Origin of the sequence: Variovorax sp. UC122_21 (genome assembly GCF_044056785.1) — a bacterium.
Taxonomy (GTDB): domain Bacteria; phylum Pseudomonadota; class Gammaproteobacteria; order Burkholderiales; family Burkholderiaceae_C; genus Variovorax.
In genome coordinates, this window is the sequence record NZ_CP172004.1 from 1,830,382 (window position 1) to 1,848,158 (window position 17,777).

Here is a 17,777-nt window from a genome sequence, read left to right on the forward strand (position 1 = left end):
ATTCAGCGGCCGAAGAAGAAGCGGGGACCGGCCCAGTCGAGCAGCCGCCGCAGCGCCACCGAGAGCGCGAGGTAGATCAGCGTGGCGACGATGAAGGCCTCGAAGGCGCGGAAGTTGCGGCTCTGGATCAGGTTGGCCGCGTAGCTCAGCTCCTCGGTCGAGATCTGCCCGCACACGGCCGAGCCCAGCATCACGATGACGATCTGGCTCACCATCGCGGGCCACACCTTCTTGAGCGCCGGCGGCAGCACCACGCGCAGGAACACCTGCGAGCGGCTCAGCGCCAGGCTCACGGCGGCCTCGATCTGGCCCTTGGGCGTGGCCTCGATGCCGGCGCGGATGATCTCGGTGGAATAGGCGCCGAGGTTCAGCACCATCGCGATCACCGAAGCCACCTCGGGCGAGAGCTTGACGCCCGCGGCCGGCAGCCCGAAGAAGATGAAGAACAGCTGCACGATGAAGGGCGTGTTGCGGATCAGCTCCACGTAGGTGCCCACGATGGCGCGCAGCCAGCGCGGGCCGTCGGCGCGCGCCCAGGCGCAGAAGGTGCCGACGATCATGCCCAGCACGGTGCCCACGGCCGTGAGGCCGATGGTCCACGCGATGCCGCGCAGCAGCAGCGGCCATTCGGCGAGCACGGCGCCAAAGTCGAATTCGATGCCCATGGCCGCGCCGTCCGATCAGACCGGCAGGTCGCCGGCGGCCTTGCCGAGCCACTTCTTCGACAGGGCGTCGAGCGTGCCGTCCTTCTTGGCCGTCGCGATGATCTCGTTGACCCTGGTCTTGAGCGCGGTCTCGCCCTTGGCGATGCCGACGAAGCAGGGGCTGTCTTTCAGCAGCAGCTTGAACTCGGCGCTGACCTTCGGGTTCTTGGCGAGCATGTCGCCGGCGACGGCCGCGCTGGTCGCGAGGGTCTGGGTCTGGCCCGCGACGAAGGCCGCGATGGTCGCGTTGTTGTCCTCGAAGCGGCGGTAGTCGACGTTCGGCGGCGCCACCTTGTTGAGTTCCTGGTCCTCCATCGCGCCGCGCGTCACGGCCACGGTCTTGCCGGCCATGTCGGCGAAGCTCGCGAGCTTCATGCTCTTGGCGGCGTAGACGGCCTGGAAGAAGGGCGCATAGGCCGACGAGAAGTCGATGACCTTCTCGCGCTCCGCGTTCTTGCCGAGCGTGGAGATCACGAGGTCGGCCTTCCTGGTCTGCAGGTAGGGGATGCGGTTGGCGCTGGTCACGGGCACCAGCTCGACCTTGACGCCGAGCTTGGCGCCGATGAGCTCGGCCATCTCGACGTCGAGGCCCTGCGGCTTCATGTTCTTGTCGACCGAGCCATAGGGCGGGTAGTCGGTGGGCACGGCGATCTTGATGGTCCTGGCCTTGAGCACGTTGTCGAGCGCGTTCTGGGCGTGGGCACCGCCGGCCGAGGCCAGCAGGGCGAGGGAGGCGAGCGCGAGAGCGACGCGGCGTTTGGATGCGAGGAAGGTCATAGCAGGGCTCCTAGGTAAGTCGAAGAGTCGGGATCGGGGGCCGCGCCGGGCTTGCGGCGCTTGCTCCGGGGGGCAGGCGTGGTGGCCGTGTTCTGGAGCGGCGCCAGTGCATCGCGCAGCTGGGCCAGCGGATCGGCGGGTGCCTGCACGCGCAGGGCCGACTGCACCGTGCCGATGTGCTCGGCCATCAGGGCCTCGGCGGCGGCATGGTCGCCGCGCTCGAGCGCGGCGACGATCTGCACGTGGTCCTCGCAGGACTGCACCGCGTCGTGCGTGGATTGGTAGAGCATGGCGATCAGGGTGGTGCGCGCCGTGTAGTCGCGCAGGGTGTCGGCCAGCAGCGTGTTGCCCAGGCATTCGGCCAGGCAAACGTGGAAGTCGCCGAGCAGGAAGCTGCGGTTGCCGACGTCGCTTTCCTTGAGCGCGGCCTTCTCGCGCTGCAGGTGCGTCTTCAGCTGGCGCAGCGCGCTCTTCTGGAGCTTGCCCGCGGTGCCCGCGCTTCGGATGAGGCCGAGCTCGATCACGCGCCGCGCCTCGAAGGCCTCGCGCGCCTCGTCCTGCGAGGGCTCGATCACGAACCAGCCGCGCCGCGCGCTCACGGTGACGATGCCGCGCGCCGCCAGCCGCGTGAGCGCCTCGCGCACGATGGTGCGGCTGCAGTCGAACAGCATCGCGAGCTGCTGCTCGCCCAGGCGCGAACCCGGCGCGAGCTTCTGCGCCATCACCGCCTCGACGATGCGCGCACTGATTTCGGAAGCGGAGGTGGCCATGTGCCTGCATACCAGCAGCTTCCGTGCCAACTGGTATGCAAGATGTGTGCACCGAAATGGGCCGGCGGCGTGCGCCGGTGGTGCGGGTGCCTTGGGGGTGCTGAAGCTTTCGCGCTCAGCGGGACGGGCTCAGCGGGACGGGCTCACGCCGATGGGGTACTCCCCTCCGCGAATGTCCCCCGCCTTCGGCTCCTCCTTTATTTCGCTGCGGGGAGTACCCCATCGGCGTGAGCCTGGACGCGGCGGTCGTTGGACCGCTCGCACCACCGCTGCGCCCACGTGCACAGGGCAGCGGGTGCTTCCCGCAGCGAAATAAAGGAGGAGGCCGAAGGCCGGGGGACATTCGCGGAGGGAAGTACCCGCTGTCCTGTGCACGCGCCCCCGACGTATCTGAGGCCTCCAGCCCCTGCTCTTCGAAGCAGCAGCCCGCCCCAGCCAGCTCAATCCATCCGCGCGCCCGAAGCCTTCACCGCCTCGCGCCAGCGCGGCGTCTCGGTCGCCAGGAAGCGCGCGAACTCCTCGCTGCCCAGGAAGGCCGGGTCGGCGCCCTGGCTCACCATGCGCTCGCGCACCTCCGCGCTGGTCAGCACCTGCCTGAAGGCCTCGCTGAGCTTCGCCACCACGTCCTTGGGCGTGTCCTTGGGCGCGAAGAAGCCGTAGAAGCCCACCACCTCGAAACCCTTCACGCCCGATTCGGCCACGGTCGGGATGTCGGGCAGCGCGGGATTGCGCTCGCGGCTGGTCACGGCCAGTGCGCGCACCTTGCCCTGCTTGTGGTAGTTGGCCGCCTGCGGGATCGATTCGGCCATGAACTGCACCTGCCCGCCCATCAGGTCGGTGAAGGCGGGCGCGCTGCCGCGGTAGGGGATGTGCACCATGAAGATGCCGGTCGCGGTCTTGAACATCTCGGGCACCAGGTGGCTGATGCCGCCGTTGCCGGCCGAGCCGTAGTTGACCTGGCCCGGCCGCGCCTTCGCGTAGTCGATGAACTGCCTGAGGTTCTGCACCGGCAGCTTCGGTGTGACCAGCAATGCCAGCGGCTGCATCGCGGTGCGCGCGATCGGCACGAAGTCGCGCTGCGTGTCGTAGGGCAGCTTGCTGTAGAGCGCGCCGTTGATCACGGCCACGCCGGTGTTCGCGAGCATCAGCGTGTAGCCGTCGGCCGGGCTCTTGGCGACCGCGTCGGCGCCCACCGAGCCGCCCGCGCCGGGCTTGTAGTCCACGATCAGCGGCTGGCCCAGCGCCGCCTGCAGCTTGTCGGTCAGCAGGCGCGCATGCTGGTCGAGCGGGCCGCCGGCCGGGAAGCCGATCACGACCTTGATCGGCTTGTCGGGAAAGGCCGCCGTGGCGGCGGTGCCGAGGGCGAGCGACAGGACCGCGAGCGCGGTCCGCAGGGTGTTGTTCATGATCCGTCTCCTTGTTCTTGGCGAGGAGACGATCATAGGCAAGCCGCTCAGCCGGCCAGCGTCGCCTTCAGCGTGATCTCGGGCACGCTCGCGAGCGCCTTCGACAGCGGGCAGCCGGCCTTGGCGGCGGCGGCGATCTGCTGGAACTTCGCCTCATCAAGGTTGGGCACCGCGGCGTCGAGCTCGAGCGCGATGCGGTCGATCTTGAAACCCTCGCCGTCCTTGGCCAGGCGCACGGCCGCGCGGGTGTCGATCTTCGTGGCGGCCAGGCCCTCCTTCTCGAGCGCGAAGGCGAAGGCCATCGTGAAGCAGGCCGCGTGCGCGGCGCCGACGATCTCCTCGGGGTTGGTGCCGCGCCGGTCGTCCTCGAAACGGCTGGCGAAGCCATAGGGGTAGTCCTTGAGCGCGCCGGTCTCGGTGCTGACCTGGCCCTTGCCGGTCTTGCCTGCGCCTTCCCAGTGAACGCTCGCGTGCTTTTCTGCTGCCATGGAGATGCTCCTTCGGTGGTCGGTGGATGGGTGAACGGGATGCGAAGCTCCCGGTATCGCCGAAACGGAGCGCCGCGTCTGTAGTCGCCCGCGCTGTCGCCCTGGCCGTTTCGGCGGGCCGCGATCGGGCGACGTAGAAAAAAGGGCGTCGCCAAGGTGACGCTCCGGGGGCTTCCCCGATGGGAGCCGCGCCGCGCTCGGCTTAGGCTGGCGTGCGGTTCGCGCGCCCGGCAATTCCGCCGGACGCGCCCCGCCCCGGATTCCCCATTTCCTTCCGCTCGCCTGCCATGACCCTGGAACCACGCCCGCATCACAAGTTCTGGCCCAAACGCCTGCCGCATTCGATCACCGTGCCCGCGGTGTCGCTCTGGCACAACCTCAAGACCGCCGCCGAGCGCTACCCCGACAACAAGGCCCTGGTGTTCTTCGGCCGCGTCACCAGCTACCGCGAGCTGGCAAGCCAGGTCGAGCGCCTGGCCGGCACCCTGCATGCGCTGGGCGTGAAGCGCGGCGACCGCGTGCTGCTCGACATGCAGAACTGCCCGCAGCTGGTGATCGCGCATTTCGCGATCCTGCGCGCCAATGCCGTGGTGGTGCCGGTCAACCCGATGAACCGGGCCGAGGAGCTCAAGCACTACATCACCGACGCCGACGCCAAGGTGGCGATCACCACCGGCGACCTCGCCGGCGAACTGGCCAGGGCCAGCGACGCGCTGCCCGAGGGCGAACGCCTGTCGAGGATGATCGTGACCCAGTTCACCGACGCCTTCGATCCCGGCGTGACCGGCGACGACGCGCCCGCGGCCGCCTGGGTCGACTGGCTCGGCACCCGCCATCCGCTGCCCGCGCTGGCCGGCGGCGAGGTCATGGCGTGGACCGAGGCGCTCGAGACCAGCCACCCGGTGCCCGAGCACGTGGTGGGCGCCAACGACATGGCGCTGCTGCCCTACACCAGCGGCACCACCGGCCTGCCCAAGGGCTGCATCCACCACCATTCGAGCCTGATGCACAACGCCATGTCGGGCATGCTGTGGGGCTGCGCGCATTCCGAGGTGGTGGTGCTGGCCGTGGTGCCGATGTTCCACATCACCGGCGTGGTCAGCATGATGCACACCGCGATCCTCGCGGCCGCCACGCTGGTCATCATGCCGCGCTGGGACCGCGACGTGGCCGGGCGCCTGATCTCGCGCTGGAAGGTCTCGAGCTGGACCAACATCCCGACCATGGTGATCGACCTGATGGCGAGCCCGCACTTCGCGAGCTACGACCTCTCGAGCCTCAGCTACATCGGCGGCGGCGGCGCGGCCATGCCGCAGGCGGTGGCGCAGCGGCTGCAGGACCAGTTCGGCCTCAAGTACCAGGAAGGCTACGGCCTCACCGAAACGGCCGCGCCCTCGCATTCGAACCCGGCCGAGCATCCCAAGCAGCAGTGCCTGGGCATCCCGTTCATGAGCACCGACGCGCGCGTGGTCGACCCGACACGCTGAAGGAACTGCCGCCGGGCGAATCGGGCGAGATCATCATCCACGGCCCCGAGGTGTTCCAGGGCTACTGGAAGCGGCCCGAGGCCACGGCCGCGGCCTTCGTCGAGTTCGAGGGCAAGCGCTTCTTCCGCTCGGGCGACATGGGCCGCATGGACGAGGAGGGCTACTTCTTCATCACCGACCGCCTGAAGCGCATGATCAACGCCAGCGGCTTCAAGGTCTGGCCGGCCGAGGTCGAGCTGCTGATGTTCCGCCACCCGGCGATCCAGGAAGCCTGCGTGATCTCGACCAAGGACGCCTACCGCGGCGAATCGGTCAAGGCCGTGGTGGTGCTGCGCGCCACCCACAAGGACACCACCGCGCAGCAGATCATCGACTGGTGCCGCGAGAACATGGCGGTCTACAAGATACCGCGCCAGGTGCAGTTCGTCGACGCGCTGCCCAAGAGCGGCAGCGGCAAGGTCATGTGGCGCCTGTTGCAGGAAGCCGAGAACGCCTGAGGCGCCGAGTCAGCGCGCCGGGCGCGCCGCCCGGTGCCGCAATCCCAGCCGGACCTGCGTTGCGGCCAGCAGCACCGCGCTGCGCAGCGGATGAATCACGGGCACCGCGAGGCCCTGGGCCGCCAGGGCCCGCGCGAGCGCATCGCTCACGCCCAGGAAGCCGGTGCAGCCCAGCACGATCGCATCGGCGCCATCGTCGCGCACGGCCCGCGCCGCCGCTTCGGTCAGGCGAGCGAGCAGCCGTTCGGGATCTGCGTCGAGTTCGCGCACCGCGGTATCGACCACGCGCAGCGGCGCCAGCCGCGGGCCCAGCGCGGTGCGCTCGGCGAGGGCATCGATCATCGGGCACACGCTCTCGAGCACCGTGACGATCGCGAGCCGCCGGCCGAGCGTCGCCGCTAGGTGCAGGCTGGCCTCGCCCGGGCCGATGACGGGCATTGCCACGCGCTCGCGCGCGGCCGCCACGCCGGGGTCGGCGAAACAGTCGACCACCACCGCATCGAGGCCCTGCGCCTCGGCCTCCTCGATGCGCGCGAGCACGCCGGGCAGGCAGCGGTGCTCGTCGGCCGGGCTCTCGATCGCGCGCGGCCCGTCGGCGATGTTGACCTGCGACAGCTGCAGTGCGCCGCCTTCGGCGAGATCCTCGATCTTGCGCAGCTTCGCGGGCACCGGGGCGACATGGGGCGTGACGACGCGGATGCGGATCGGCATGGCGCGACTCCTCAGCGCAGCGTGTAGCCGCCGTCGGCGAACAGCGTGGTGCCGCTCATGAAGCCGTTGCCCATGAGGAACACCACCGCGTCGGCCACTTCCTCGACGGTGCCGACCCGGCCCAGCGTGCTGATCGCGGCGAAGCCCGCATAGGCGGCTTCGCGCGCGGCGGCCGGGCGCCCGCGCCACAGCGGGCTGTCGATGGTGCCGGGCGACACGGTGTTGACGCGCCGCGGCGCCAGGTCGATCGCGAGCGCGTGCCCCAGGCCCTCGATCGCGCTGTTGCAGGCCGCGTAGCTGGCGACGCCCGGCAGCGGCCGCGCGCCCGCGCCGCCCGACATCAGCACCACCGAACCGTTCGGCGACAGCTTGGCGAGCGCATGGTGCACGGCCCAGTACTGGGGCCAGAACTTCTGGCGGAACGGGCTTTCGACCTGCGCCACGTCCTCGCTGCCGAAGGGCGCGACGCTGTAGCTCGCGCCGGGCGTGAACAGGTGGTCGATGGCGGGCAGCGGTGCGAAGAAGCGCGCGAGCGAATCGGCGTCGGAGGAGTCGACCGTCGCGCCGGTGGCCGCGGGACCGAGCTGCTCGAGGGCCGCCGCCAGCCGCTGCGGCGAGCGACCGCCCACGTGGACCTGGCCGCCCTGCTGGACGACGCGTTGCGCCACCGCGAGGCCGATGCCCGAGGTACCGCCGACGATGGCGACGCGTTGCTGGGAGAAAGTGTTGCTCATGATTGGATTCTTTCGAGTTCCATATTTCGGAACTTGAATCAAGATAATTGAACTCGATCATAGAAGGCCGCGCCGCCCTGTCAAGCGCGCGGCACGGTGCCGCGCGCCGCTGGAAAAAATGTGTGTCCCCACCGCGCCCGGCACGCGAATCCCTTAGCCTCGATGCGTCCTCATCCGTTGTCGCTCCGTCCGTCTTCTTCATGCACCTGCGCGCGTTCCTTCCCATCCTTCTTGCCTTCCCCCTGCTGGCCCATGCCGCCGCTTCCCGCAACTGCCTCGTCGTCGGCGTCAGCGACGGCGACACGCTGACCGCGCGCTGCGGCCGCAGCGGCGCCTATGAACAGGTCAAGGTGCGCATCGCCGCCATCGACGCGCCCGAGAAGGCGCAGCCTTATGGCCAGCGCAGCCGCCAGGCGCTGAGCCGGCTCTGCTATGCCGAGCAGGCGCGGATCACCGCGCGCGACACCGACCGCTACGGCCGCACCGTGGCCGACGTGTCGTGCAACGGCGAGGACGCGGGCCGGCGCATGGTGTCGGAGGGCTGGGCCTGGGTCTACGACTACCACGGCATCGCGAGCAAGCGCGGCGGCGACCTGTTCCGGCTGCAGGACGGCGCCCGCGCGCAGCGCGCCGGGCTGTGGGCCGACACCAGGCCCACGCCGCCCTGGGAATGGCGTCGGCAGCGGCGCGAATCGCATTGGAGCGACAACTTCTTCTCGTCGTTCTGAGTGCCTTCGGGTCGGGCATGGCCCATGTCACGCGAGATTCATGCGGCGCGAAGAGCATCCGGGGTTCTTGCAACCCCCGCACCGCGGAGAACAACGACATGGCCAAGAATTTCGACCGGATGGAGGACTCCAACCCCAGCGCCAATCCCACGATCCACGAGGTGTCCGATCCGGCGCGCCGCGTGCTCGTGCGCGGCGGCCTCGCGGCCGCGGTGGCGGGCCTGTTCGGCCCGCTCGCGGGCTGCGCATCGACCGCCGCTGGCGGCGGTGGCGCGGTCGCCGGCCTGGGCCGCGCGATCGGCTTCAAGGGCATCGCGATGGCCGCGGTCGACCAGGTGGTGGTGCCCGAGGGCTACAGCGCGCAGGTGCTCTACCGCTGGGGCGATCCGACCGGCGTGGCCGGCAGCATGCCCGCCTTCAGGACCGACGGTTCCAACTCCGCCGACGACCAGGCGCTGCAGGCCGGCATGCACCACGATGGCATGGCCTTCTTCCCGCTCGAAGGCTCGAACCGCGGCCTGCTGGTGCTGAACCACGAATACGTCGACGACGGCCTGCTGCACACCGACGGCATGAAGACCTGGACGCCCGAAAAGGTGCGCAAGTCGATGAACGCGCACGGCGTGTCGGTGATCGAGCTGCGGCGCGACGGCGCGAAGTGGTCGCAGGTGCTGCCCTCGCGCTTCGCGCGCCGCGTCACCGCGCTCACGCCGATGACGCTGAGCGGCCCGGCCGCCGGTCATCCGATGCTGCGCACGGCCGCCGATCCGAGCGGCACGCAGGTGCTCGGCACCTTCAACAACTGCTCGAACGGCCAGACGCCCTGGGGCACCTACCTGACCTGCGAGGAGAACTTCGCCGACTACTTCGAGGGCCCCGAGTCGCCCGACGCGCACCAGAAGCGCTGGGGCATCCGCAAGGGCAATGGCGCCAAGTACCGCTGGCACGAGCACGAGCCGCGCTTCGACGTGACGAAGAACCCGAACGAACCCAACCGCTACGGCTGGGTGGTGGAGATCGATCCGCAGGACCCGGCCTCCACCCCGCGCAAGCGCACCGCGATGGGCCGTGCCGCGCACGAGGGCGCGGCCACCGCGCTGACCGCCGACGGCCGTGCCGTGGTCTACATGGGCGAGGACTCGCGCTTCGAATACATCTACAAGTTCGTGAGCCGCGACGCGGTGAAGCCCGGCGGCGCGGCCGCCAACCGCGAGCTGCTCGACCACGGCACGCTCTACGTGGCGCGCTTCGACGTCGACGGCAGCGGCGAATGGCTGCCGCTCGTGCAGGGCCAGAACGGGACTCGTGGCCGACAAGGGCTTCGCGAGCCAGGGCGACGTGCTGATCAAGTCGCGCCAGGCCAGCGACCTGCTGGGCGCGACCAAGATGGACCGCCCGGAGTGGACCACCGTCGATCCGCTGACCAAGGAGGTCTACTGCACGCTGACCAACAACAGCAACCGCGGCGGTGCCGGCCAGCCGTTCATGGATGCGGCCAATCCGCGCTCCAACAACACCATGGGCCAGATCATCCGCTGGAAGGAGCAGGGCGACCTCGACGGCACGAAGTTCGCGTGGAACCACCTGGTGCTCGCGGGCGATCCGAAGCAATCGCGCTGGGAAGCGCAGGGCAACGTCAAGGGCGATGCCTTCGGCAGCCCCGACGGTCTGATGGTCGATGCGCGAGGCGTGCTGTGGATCCAGACCGACGTCTCGACCTCCACGCTCGGTAAGGGCGACTACACGAACCTGCCGAACAACCAGATGCTGGCCTGCGACCCGACCCAGGGCGAGATTCGCCGCTTCCTGCTCGGCCCGGCCGGCTGCGAGATCACCGGCCTCACGGCCACGCCCGACCTGCGCACGCTGTTCATCAACATCCAGCATCCGGGCGAACCGGCCAACGAGCGCAGCGATCCCGATCGCCCGCTCGCGGTGTCGAAGTGGCCCGACGGCGCGGGCCGCCCGCGCTCGGCGACGGTGGCGATCACGAAGAACGATGGCGGTGTGGTCGGGACCTGAGCGCGGGGCCCCGGGAGCGGACGGCGGCGCTCAGCAGGCGCCGCCGTACCAGCAGCGCAGCGCGGGCATGAACAGCCCGAGCACGAAGCTGATGCCGCACACGATCAGCATCAGCAGCGCGCACATGCGCAGGCCTTCCTCGCTCCAGCGCGGCGCGAAGATGCTCACCAGGAAGCCCGAGGCGAAGGTGCCTTCGAGCCAGTGCGCGCCGCCCCAGCGCAGGATCCAGAGCCAGAACAGCGCGGTGAGGGCGTGCAGCGCGATCCAGGGCAGCAGCGACATGCGGACCTCCGGCTGTGGCGCGGCTCAGGACTCGCTGCGGCCGTTCACGTCGGCCACCACGCGTGCGTTGCGCTGGAAGCTCCAGTAGGCGCTGGCCCAGTCCATCATCACCACGATGCGATTGCGGAAGCCGATCAGGAAGTACGCGTGCGCGAACAGCCAGAACAGCCACGCGAGCCGGCCGCTGAAGCGCAGCGCGCCGAAGGGCGTGCCCAGGTCGACCACGGCCGAGTTGCGGCCGATGGTCGCGAGGTTGCCGTAGTCGCGGTAGCGGAAGGCCTGCGTGGGCTGGCCCGCGATGCGGCGCAGGATGTTGGCGGCCGCGGCGCGCCCGGCCTGCTTGGCGCCGGGCGATACGCCGGGCACCGGCCGCGGCTGCTTGCCGGGCGCATGGCTCATGGCGGCCGCGAGGTCGCCGACCACGCTGATCTCGGGATGGCCCGCGAGGCTCAGGTCGGGTTCGACCTTGATGCGGCCCGCGCGGTCGCATTCGACGCCGGTGGCGGCGCCGAGCATGCGCCCGAGCGGCGAGGCCGCCACGCCCGCGGCCCACACCACGCAACTGCTGTCGATGCGGTAGCTCTGCGCGGGCGCGCCGTCGGCGCCGCCGCCGGTCTGCACCTCGAGGCCGGTGGCGTCGATCGCGGTCACGCGCGCGTTGAGCCGCACCTCGACGCCGAGCTTCTCGAGCTGCTCGAGCGCCTTCTGGCTCAGGCTCTCGGGCATCGCCTGCAGCACGCGCGGGCCGCCCTCGACCAGCAGCACCTGCGCGCTCGCCGGATCGATGTGGCGGAACTCGCCCGCGAGCGTGTGCTTGGCGATCTCGGCCAGCGTGCCCGCCATCTCCACGCCCGTGGGGCCGGCGCCGATCACCACGAAGGTCAGCAGCGCGCGGCGGCGTTGTTCATCGGTCGTGAGTTCGGCGGTCTCGAAGGACAGCAGCACGCGGCGGCGGATCTCGAAGGCATCGGCCAGGGTCTTGAGGCCCGGCGCATTGGCCGACCATTCGTCGTGCCCGAAATAGCTGTGGGTGGCACCGGCCGCGACGATCAGGTGGTCGTAGGGCACCGGGTTGCCGTCGGCCATGCGCACCGTGCGCGCGGCCGGATCGATGGCCGTGACCTCGCCGAGCAGGGAGGTGATGTTGGCCTGGCCGCGGAACAGACCGCGCACCGGCGCCGCGATCGACGGCGCCGCCAGTCCCGCGGTCGCCACCTGGTAGAGCAGCGGCTGGAACAGGTGGTGGTTGGTGCGGTCGATCACCGTCACGTCGACGTCGGCGCCTTGCAGCTTGCGAGCCGCTTCGAGCCCGCCGAAACCGCAGCCGACGATGACGACGCGGGGGCGGCCTGGGGAGTTGGTCGTTTGCATCGAACGGATGATACGCAGCGCCCTGCAGGCGAAGCCATCTTGTGCCAAAGTGGCCGACCCGCCGAGGAACGAGAACCACGCGGGGACGGCGTGCGCCCCGGCGCGGGCCCTTGTCCTACGCGCCGCCGCCGAAGGCTTCGGCTACAAACTTCGTTGACCCGCGACTGGAGAACCCATGACGCTTTCCCGGCCGATCACGCTGGCAGCCGGCACCGTGCGAGAGCAGTTCCGCTCCGTGCGCGCCGCCAGCCTCGCGCTTGCCGCACCGCTTTCCGCCGAAGACCAGTGCATCCAGTCGATGCCCGACGCGAGCCCGACCAAGTGGCATCTCGCGCACACCACCTGGTTCTTCGAGACGGTTCTGCTGCAGCCGCATGCCAGCGGCTACCAGCCCTTCGACACGCGCTTCCATTACCTCTTCAATTCCTACTACGAGGCGCTGGGTCCGCGCCATCCGCGTCCGCAGCGCGGCCTGCTCACGCGGCCCTCGCTCGACGAGGTGCAGGCCTACCGCCGCCATGTCGACGCGGCCGTGCTGGCCTTCCTCGACAGCGACGAGGCAGCGGCCGCGTGGGCCACGCTCGAGCCCATCGTCACGCTGGGCCTGAACCACGAGCAGCAGCACCAGGAGCTGCTTCTCACCGACATCCTGCATGCGCTGTCGTGCAACCCGCTGCTGCCCGCCTACAAGCCCGCCGGCGGCCCCGCGCTGCGGCTGGCCGCGGTGCCGCCCGCCATGCGCTGGCTGCCGCACGAGGGCGGCCTGGTCGACATCGGTCATGACGGCGCGGGCTTCTCGTTCGACAACGAGACCCCGCGCCATCGCGCGCTGCTGCAGCCGCATGCGATCGCCGACCGGCTCGTGAACTGCGGCGACTTCGCGCAGTTCATCGCCGATGGCGGCTACCAGCGGCCCGAGCTGTGGCTGTCCGACGGCTGGGCCACGGTGCAGTCGCAGGGCTGGCGTCATCCGGCCTACTGGCTCGCGCCCGACGATCCGCGCCTGGGTGCCCCGTCGGCCAATGCCGGCGGCTGGCATGTGTTCGGCCTGCATGGCGTGCGGCCGATCGAGCCCGAGGCGCCGGTATCGCAACTGAGTTTCTACGAGGCCGCCGCGTATGCCGAGTGGTCCGGCGCGCGGCTGCCGACCGAGTTCGAATGGGAGGCCGCGTTCGGCAACCTGGGCATCTCGCAGATGACCGGCCACGTTTGGCAATGGACGCGTTCCTCGTACGACCCGTATCCGGGCTTCAAGCCGCTGCCCGGTGTCGCGGCCGAATACAACGGCAAGTTCATGGTGGGCCAGCTCGTGCTGCGCGGCGGCAGCGTGGCCACCCCCGAGGGCCATGCGCGCCCCAGCTATCGCAACTTCTTCCCGCCGGCCGCGCGCTGGCAATTCACCGGCCTGCGGCTCGCGAAGGATCTCTGACCATGCGCCCATTCGCTCCCATTCCCGAGGCAGCTTCGACTGCTTCGGCTTCTTCTTCGTCTTCTTCGTTGCCGTTCTCGGCGAAGAAGCGTCCCGCCGTCGTTGCGCCCGCTACGACCGCGCCGCTGTCCGAGTTCGCGCGCGAGATGCAGGCGGGGCTGGCGCGCATGCCGCGCAGCATCTCGCCGAAGTTCTTCTATGACGTCGTGGGCTCGCAGCTGTTCGATCAGATCTGCGATCTGCCCGAGTACTACCCGACGCGCACCGAGCTGCGCATCCTCGGCGAATGCGCGGGGGAGATCGCGAAGCAGATCGGGCCGAATGCGGAGATCGTGGAGTTCGGGGCGGGGTCGTTGACCAAGATCCGCTTGCTGCTCGATGCGCTGGAGTCGCCTAAGCGTTATCTGCCTATCGATATCTCGGGCGAGTATCTCGAAGGGGCTGCTGCGCGCTTGCGTGCGGACTATCCGGAGTTGGCCGTGCAGCCGATTGCCGCGGACTACACGATGCCATTGGTGTTGCCCGCGCCGATGCTTGGGGCGGGGCGGCGGGTGGGGTTCTTTCCGGGGTCTACGCTGGGGAACTTCGAGCCCGACGAGGCGCTGGCCTTTCTGCAGCTGGCGGCTCGGATGCTGCGCGGTGGGGGGATGCTGATCGGGGTGGACCTGGTGAAGGATCCGGCGCGGTTGCATGCGGCCTACAACGATGCGCAAGGGGTGACGGCGGCGTTCAATCTCAATCTGTTGCGGCGTGCCAATTCGGAGCTGAATGCGGACTTCGATCTCGATGGGTTCACGCATGCTGCGTTCTTCAATGCGCCTTTGCGGCGGATCGAGATGCATCTGGTGAGTCGGCGGGCTCAGAGCGTTTCATTGAATGGCGAGACGTTCGGGTTCGAGGAAGGGGAGACCATTCATACGGAGTACTCGCACAAGTTCACTGTGGATGGGTTTCGTGCTTTGGCTGTGAAGGCGGGGTTTCGGCCGGGGGCGGTTTGGGTGGATTCGGAGAGGTTGTTTAGCGTGCATTGGTTGGGGGCTTGAGGGGTCTTTTTCTAGGGCTCTTTTAGGAGGTGTTTTCTTGCTGAGGCCGTTGGCCGGGACTCGCCCCGGCGGGCGAGTCACTTTCTTTTGCTTCGCCAAAAGAAAGTAACCAAAGAAAAGGCGACCCACTGTCTGCGTCCCTCCGCTTCGCTACGGGCAACCTGCGGTGCTCGCGTTTCGCGGGGTCTCGCAGAACTCGCTCCGCTGCGCTGCGCTCAGACAGCTGCGAGCCCTTATCCGCGAAACGCTGCGCTCCTCGGCGCAGCCAGAGGGGGTGGGTCGGGCCTTTGCTGCGCTCGGCCTTGCAATGCTGGTCGGGCCATCGCTTCGCTCGGCCTTGTGTTTGTCTTGTCCCCTCTCCCTCTGGGAGAGGGTTAGGGTGAGGGCACCGGGCCTCACCGATGTTGCGACGGTATCCACCGCCCGGAGCCCTCACCCCAGCCCTCTCCCAGAGGGAGAGGGAGCAAGACCGCCGAGCGCAGCGAAGGCCCGTTGGGTATGCAAGGCCGAGCGAAGCAAAGGCCCGAACGCCCCCCTCTGGCTGTGCCGAGGAGCGCAGGGGAAAGCGGGATCAGGGCCGCAGTTGTCTGAGCGGAACGAAGTGCAGCGAGTTCTGCGGACCCCCGCTTTCCCCGAGCACCGCAGGTTGCCCGCAGCGAAGCGGAGGGACACAGACAGTGGGGTCGCCTTCTTTTGCTTACTTTTCTTGGCGAGACAAGAAAAGTGAGTCGCCCGCCGGGGCGAGACCCGGCCTACGGCCTCAGCAAGAAGAGCAACCCAAAAAACCACCCCCACAAAACACCAGAAACCAAACAGTCACAATACCCCTCCGGCCAAACACATCCCCCAGTCGGAGACCCAAACCCAAATGAAAGCCACCTGGAACGGCGCCACCATCGCCGAAAGCGACGACACCGTGCTCGTCGAGGGCAACCACTACTTCCCCATCTCGTCGCTCAACCGCGACGTCGTGACCTTCAGCAACCACAAGACCACCTGCCCCTGGAAGGGCAGCGCGAACTACTACTCGCTGCTGGTCAACGGCGAACTCAACACCGACGCCGCCTGGTACTACGCCGACCCCAAGCCCGAGGCCGAGATGGTCCGCGACCGCGTCGCGTTCTGGAAAGACGTGAAGGTCACGGCGTCGTGACCACCCCGGCCTTCGATCCACCCTTCATCCACCCCGCGGAACTGCCCGCCGCACTGCGCGACCAGGGCTATGCGGTGCTTGGGCCCCAGGCCGTGGGCGACTGGCTCGGCCTGCCGGTCGCGCAGCTCGAGGCGTTGCATGCCGACTGGAACGATCTTCCGCCCGACGAATACCTGAAGGACGGCGGCCGCTATCGCACGCGGCGCCACGAATGCTTCACCGTCGATGGCGAGGCGATGCAGCAGGTGCCGCGCCGCGCGCACTGGCAACCGGTCGAATACAACGCACTGCATGGCGGCATGCAGCGCTGGTTCGCGCCGATGCTGCCGGCCACGATCGCGCAGCCGGCCTGGCAGCGATTGATCGTCAAGCTCGGCGAAGCGGCGAGCCAGTTGCGCGGCGCGCAGCGCTGGTACGTGGAAGCGCACCAGTTCCGTATCGACACCGCGGGCGGCATCGGCCGGCCCACGCCCGAGGGCGCGCACCGCGATGGCGTGGACCTGGTGGCGGTGGCGCTGGTGGGCCGCCACGACATCAAGGGCGGCGAGACGCGCGTGTTCGAGGCCAACGGGCGGCGCGGCGAGCGCTTCACCATGACCGAGCCTTGGACGCTGCTGCTGCTCGACGATGCGCGCGTGATCCACGAATCGACGCCGATCCAGCCGCTCGAGGAGAGCGGCGCGGGCTGGCGCGACACGCTGGTGATCACCTGCCGCGCCCAGGGTTTTCAGGGCGACTGACACCCGCGTCGCGAGGCGCCGCGCGGCCTGCGGACGCGGGCCGCGCGCAGGCGGGCATCCGCGATTTCCCTGGCTGGGAAGCGTCCTACAGGTGTGTCGCGGCCTTGCGGTTAAATTCGGGGCCCGGTCTTCGGCCATCTCACAAGGCCCGTGGACTGGACCCTGTCTGCCTGCGAACGAAGAAAGCGAGGTCCGCCATGTTCAATCACATCCTGGTCCCCATCGACGGCTCCGAAAACTTCCATGCTCGCGGTCAGCAAGGCCAGCGGATTGGCGCTGGCCTTCGGAAGCCGCATCACCCTGATCCACGTGATCGACAACTACCCCTTCATCGGCGTGGGCGCGGACTATGCGCTCGGCCAGAACGAGTACCTCGCGGCGGCCACCTCGAGCGCCAATGCGGCGCTCGCTCGCGGCGTGGCCGCGCTGGCGGCCGAAGGCCTGCACAGCGACCAGCGCGTGATCGACGGCCACGTGGTGCACGAAGGCATCGTGGACACGGCCATCGCCATCGCGGCCGACCTGATCGTGATGGGCTCGCACGGCCGCAGCGGCATCGAGAAGCTGCTGCTCGGCAGCGTGACGCAACGCGTGCTGCAGGACTCGATGGTGCCGGTGCTGGTGGTCAAGGGCGGCTGAGAAGAACGCCGCGCCACTCACCCCTTCGAATCCCGCGGCCTCACGTCGCGCCTTCTCTCACCTCCCGCAACGCCTCGAAGCGCGGCCCGAAATCGGGCCGGCTCGCGAAGCGCATGCGCTCGCGCGTGGCCGGGTGCTCGAAGCTCAGCGCGCTCGCATGCAGTAGCAGGCGCGGCGCGCGTGCCTGCACTTCGGGACTGCCGTAGAGCGCATCGCCGAGGATCGGGTGGCCGATCGATGAGAGGTGCACGCGCAACTGGTGCGAGCGGCCGGTGAGCGGCTCCAGCAGCAGGTAGCTGCAGGGCGCCTCGCCCTCGATGCGGCCCAGGGCGCGCCAGCGCGTGAGGCTGGGCTTGCCGGCCGGGTCGATCTTCTGCAGCGGGCGGCGTGGCCAGTCGGCCATCAGAGGGGCGTCGATTTGGGCCCATTCCGCATCCACGGGCAGCAGGCCGTCGACGACAGCTTCATAACGCTTGTCGACCTGGCGCGTGGCGAAGGCGTCGCTCAGCGCGCGCTGCATCTCGAGGCCGCGTGCCATCAGCACCAGGCCGCTGGTCGCCATGTCGAGCCGGTGCACGATCAGCGCATCGGGCCACTGGCGCTGTGCGCGCGCGCTCAGGCAGTCCTGCTTGTCCTCGCCGCGGCCGGGCACGCACAGCAGGCCGGCGGGCTTGTCGAGCACCAGCAGGTGGGCGTCTTCGTGAACGGGTTGCAGCGGGGGCGGGGCCATGGGAGGGCCCGAGTGTAGAAGCGTGGCCGGGCAGGGGCGTTGGCGGGCGCTCATGCGCGACTCACG

Annotated in this window: 15 protein-coding genes and 3 pseudogenes; 8 read left to right on the forward strand and 10 right to left on the reverse strand. The window is 69.3% G+C overall.

The features are described 5' to 3' along the window. Positions 1-2: 2 nt before the first annotated feature. The 5 genes from ACHMXE_RS20985 to ACHMXE_RS21005 form a co-directional block, all read right to left on the reverse strand. Positions 3-665: an amino acid ABC transporter permease gene (locus ACHMXE_RS20985; RefSeq protein WP_203202094.1), complete on the reverse strand. Its 663-nt coding sequence runs from the start codon at positions 663-665 to the stop codon at positions 3-5. Positions 666-680: 15 nt separating this feature from the next. Next, entirely contained in the window at positions 681-1,481 is an 801-nt protein-coding gene (locus tag ACHMXE_RS20990; protein WP_395351116.1) for a transporter substrate-binding domain-containing protein, read from the reverse strand. Further along, positions 1,478-2,251 carry a GntR family transcriptional regulator gene (locus tag ACHMXE_RS20995; protein WP_395351117.1) on the reverse strand — a complete coding sequence of 258 codons (774 nt, stop codon included), beginning with the start codon at positions 2,249-2,251 and terminating at the stop codon, positions 1,478-1,480. Before ACHMXE_RS20995 ends, ACHMXE_RS20990 begins: the two co-directional genes overlap by 4 nt. A 440-nt stretch (positions 2,252-2,691) precedes the next feature. Further along, on the reverse strand, positions 2,692-3,657 hold the full coding sequence (locus ACHMXE_RS21000; RefSeq protein ID WP_395351118.1) for a Bug family tripartite tricarboxylate transporter substrate binding protein: 966 nt from the start codon (positions 3,655-3,657) through the stop codon (positions 2,692-2,694). Between the two features lie 47 nt (positions 3,658-3,704). Next, positions 3,705-4,145, reverse strand: coding sequence for an OsmC family protein (locus ACHMXE_RS21005; protein WP_057596490.1), 441 nt, complete (start codon positions 4,143-4,145; stop codon positions 3,705-3,707). A 287-nt stretch (positions 4,146-4,432) separates the two neighbouring features. On the opposite strand from ACHMXE_RS21005, the pseudogene ACHMXE_RS21010 reads away from it, so the two are divergent. Further along, positions 4,433-6,129: pseudogene (locus ACHMXE_RS21010) on the forward strand (long-chain fatty acid--CoA ligase). A 9-nt stretch (positions 6,130-6,138) separates the two neighbouring features. Here ACHMXE_RS21010 and ACHMXE_RS21015 read toward each other — a convergent pair. Continuing rightward, positions 6,139-6,840: an aspartate/glutamate racemase family protein gene (locus tag ACHMXE_RS21015; RefSeq protein ID WP_395351119.1), complete on the reverse strand. Its 702-nt coding sequence runs from the start codon at positions 6,838-6,840 to the stop codon at positions 6,139-6,141. An 11-nt stretch (positions 6,841-6,851) separates the two neighbouring features. Continuing rightward, on the reverse strand, positions 6,852-7,574 hold the full coding sequence (locus tag ACHMXE_RS21020) for an SDR family oxidoreductase (protein ID WP_395351120.1): 723 nt from the start codon (positions 7,572-7,574) through the stop codon (positions 6,852-6,854). 200 nt (positions 7,575-7,774) lie between these two features. On the opposite strand from ACHMXE_RS21020, the gene ACHMXE_RS21025 reads away from it, so the two are divergent. Further along, positions 7,775-8,302 (forward strand): thermonuclease family protein, encoded by a 528-nt coding sequence (locus ACHMXE_RS21025; protein ID WP_203202087.1) that lies wholly within the window; start codon positions 7,775-7,777, stop codon positions 8,300-8,302. 119 nt (positions 8,303-8,421) lie between these two features. Continuing rightward, positions 8,422-10,324: pseudogene (locus ACHMXE_RS21030) on the forward strand (PhoX family protein). 30 nt (positions 10,325-10,354) lie between these two features. Here ACHMXE_RS21030 and ACHMXE_RS21035 read toward each other — a convergent pair. Together ACHMXE_RS21035 and ACHMXE_RS21040 are read right to left on the reverse strand one after the other, a co-directional pair. Continuing rightward, a complete protein-coding gene (locus tag ACHMXE_RS21035; protein WP_209545429.1) occupies positions 10,355-10,606 on the reverse strand; it encodes a hypothetical protein in 252 nt (83 codons plus the stop codon). A gap of 24 nt (positions 10,607-10,630) precedes the next feature. Next, positions 10,631-11,977 carry an NAD(P)/FAD-dependent oxidoreductase gene (locus ACHMXE_RS21040; RefSeq protein WP_395351121.1) on the reverse strand — a complete coding sequence of 449 codons (1,347 nt, stop codon included), beginning with the start codon at positions 11,975-11,977 and terminating at the stop codon, positions 10,631-10,633. A gap of 175 nt (positions 11,978-12,152) precedes the next feature. Here ACHMXE_RS21040 and egtB point away from each other — a divergent pair, with 175 nt between their 5' ends. From egtB to ACHMXE_RS21065, 5 genes and pseudogenes are all read left to right on the forward strand, one after another. Then, positions 12,153-13,406 carry an ergothioneine biosynthesis protein EgtB gene (egtB, locus tag ACHMXE_RS21045; RefSeq protein WP_395351122.1) on the forward strand — a complete coding sequence of 418 codons (1,254 nt, stop codon included), beginning with the start codon at positions 12,153-12,155 and terminating at the stop codon, positions 13,404-13,406. A gap of 2 nt (positions 13,407-13,408) precedes the next feature. Then, positions 13,409-14,449: an L-histidine N(alpha)-methyltransferase gene (gene egtD / locus ACHMXE_RS21050; RefSeq protein WP_395351123.1), complete on the forward strand. Its 1,041-nt coding sequence runs from the start codon at positions 13,409-13,411 to the stop codon at positions 14,447-14,449. A gap of 868 nt (positions 14,450-15,317) precedes the next feature. Continuing rightward, positions 15,318-15,602 (forward strand): DUF427 domain-containing protein, encoded by a 285-nt coding sequence (locus ACHMXE_RS21055; protein ID WP_209545435.1) that lies wholly within the window; start codon positions 15,318-15,320, stop codon positions 15,600-15,602. Then, positions 15,599-16,342 (forward strand): 2OG-Fe dioxygenase family protein, encoded by a 744-nt coding sequence (locus ACHMXE_RS21060; RefSeq protein WP_203202075.1) that lies wholly within the window; start codon positions 15,599-15,601, stop codon positions 16,340-16,342. Before ACHMXE_RS21055 ends, ACHMXE_RS21060 begins: the two co-directional genes overlap by 4 nt. A gap of 197 nt (positions 16,343-16,539) precedes the next feature. Further along, positions 16,540-16,981, forward strand: a pseudogene (locus ACHMXE_RS21065) (universal stress protein). A gap of 40 nt (positions 16,982-17,021) precedes the next feature. On the opposite strand, the gene ACHMXE_RS21070 reads toward ACHMXE_RS21065, so the two are convergent. Further along, positions 17,022-17,711 (reverse strand): RluA family pseudouridine synthase, encoded by a 690-nt coding sequence (locus ACHMXE_RS21070; protein WP_395351124.1) that lies wholly within the window; start codon positions 17,709-17,711, stop codon positions 17,022-17,024. Positions 17,712-17,777 lie beyond the last annotated feature (66 nt).

What these genes read in the sequence shown, in the direction of transcription:
- ACHMXE_RS21040 (WP_395351121.1), bottom strand. Translation starts at nt 11,977, where the DNA reads ATGCAAACGACCAACTCCCCAGGCCGCCCCCGCGTCGTCATCGTCGGC.
- egtD (WP_395351123.1), top strand. Translation starts at nt 13,409, where the DNA reads ATGCGCCCATTCGCTCCCATTCCCGAGGCAGCTTCGACTGCTTCGGCT.
- ACHMXE_RS21025 (WP_203202087.1), top strand. Translation starts at nt 7,775, where the DNA reads ATGCACCTGCGCGCGTTCCTTCCCATCCTTCTTGCCTTCCCCCTGCTG.
- ACHMXE_RS20995 (WP_395351117.1), bottom strand. Translation starts at nt 2,251, where the DNA reads ATGGCCACCTCCGCTTCCGAAATCAGTGCGCGCATCGTCGAGGCGGTG.
- ACHMXE_RS21000 (WP_395351118.1), bottom strand. Translation starts at nt 3,657, where the DNA reads ATGAACAACACCCTGCGGACCGCGCTCGCGGTCCTGTCGCTCGCCCTC.
- ACHMXE_RS20990 (WP_395351116.1), bottom strand. Translation starts at nt 1,481, where the DNA reads ATGACCTTCCTCGCATCCAAACGCCGCGTCGCTCTCGCGCTCGCCTCC.
- egtB (WP_395351122.1), top strand. Translation starts at nt 12,153, where the DNA reads ATGACGCTTTCCCGGCCGATCACGCTGGCAGCCGGCACCGTGCGAGAG.
- ACHMXE_RS20985 (WP_203202094.1), bottom strand. Translation starts at nt 665, where the DNA reads ATGGGCATCGAATTCGACTTTGGCGCCGTGCTCGCCGAATGGCCGCTG.
- ACHMXE_RS21005 (WP_057596490.1), bottom strand. Translation starts at nt 4,145, where the DNA reads ATGGCAGCAGAAAAGCACGCGAGCGTTCACTGGGAAGGCGCAGGCAAG.
- ACHMXE_RS21020 (WP_395351120.1), bottom strand. Translation starts at nt 7,574, where the DNA reads ATGAGCAACACTTTCTCCCAGCAACGCGTCGCCATCGTCGGCGGTACC.
- ACHMXE_RS21070 (WP_395351124.1), bottom strand. Translation starts at nt 17,711, where the DNA reads ATGGCCCCGCCCCCGCTGCAACCCGTTCACGAAGACGCCCACCTGCTG.
- ACHMXE_RS21015 (WP_395351119.1), bottom strand. Translation starts at nt 6,840, where the DNA reads ATGCCGATCCGCATCCGCGTCGTCACGCCCCATGTCGCCCCGGTGCCC.
- ACHMXE_RS21035 (WP_209545429.1), bottom strand. Translation starts at nt 10,606, where the DNA reads ATGTCGCTGCTGCCCTGGATCGCGCTGCACGCCCTCACCGCGCTGTTC.
- ACHMXE_RS21055 (WP_209545435.1), top strand. Translation starts at nt 15,318, where the DNA reads ATGAAAGCCACCTGGAACGGCGCCACCATCGCCGAAAGCGACGACACC.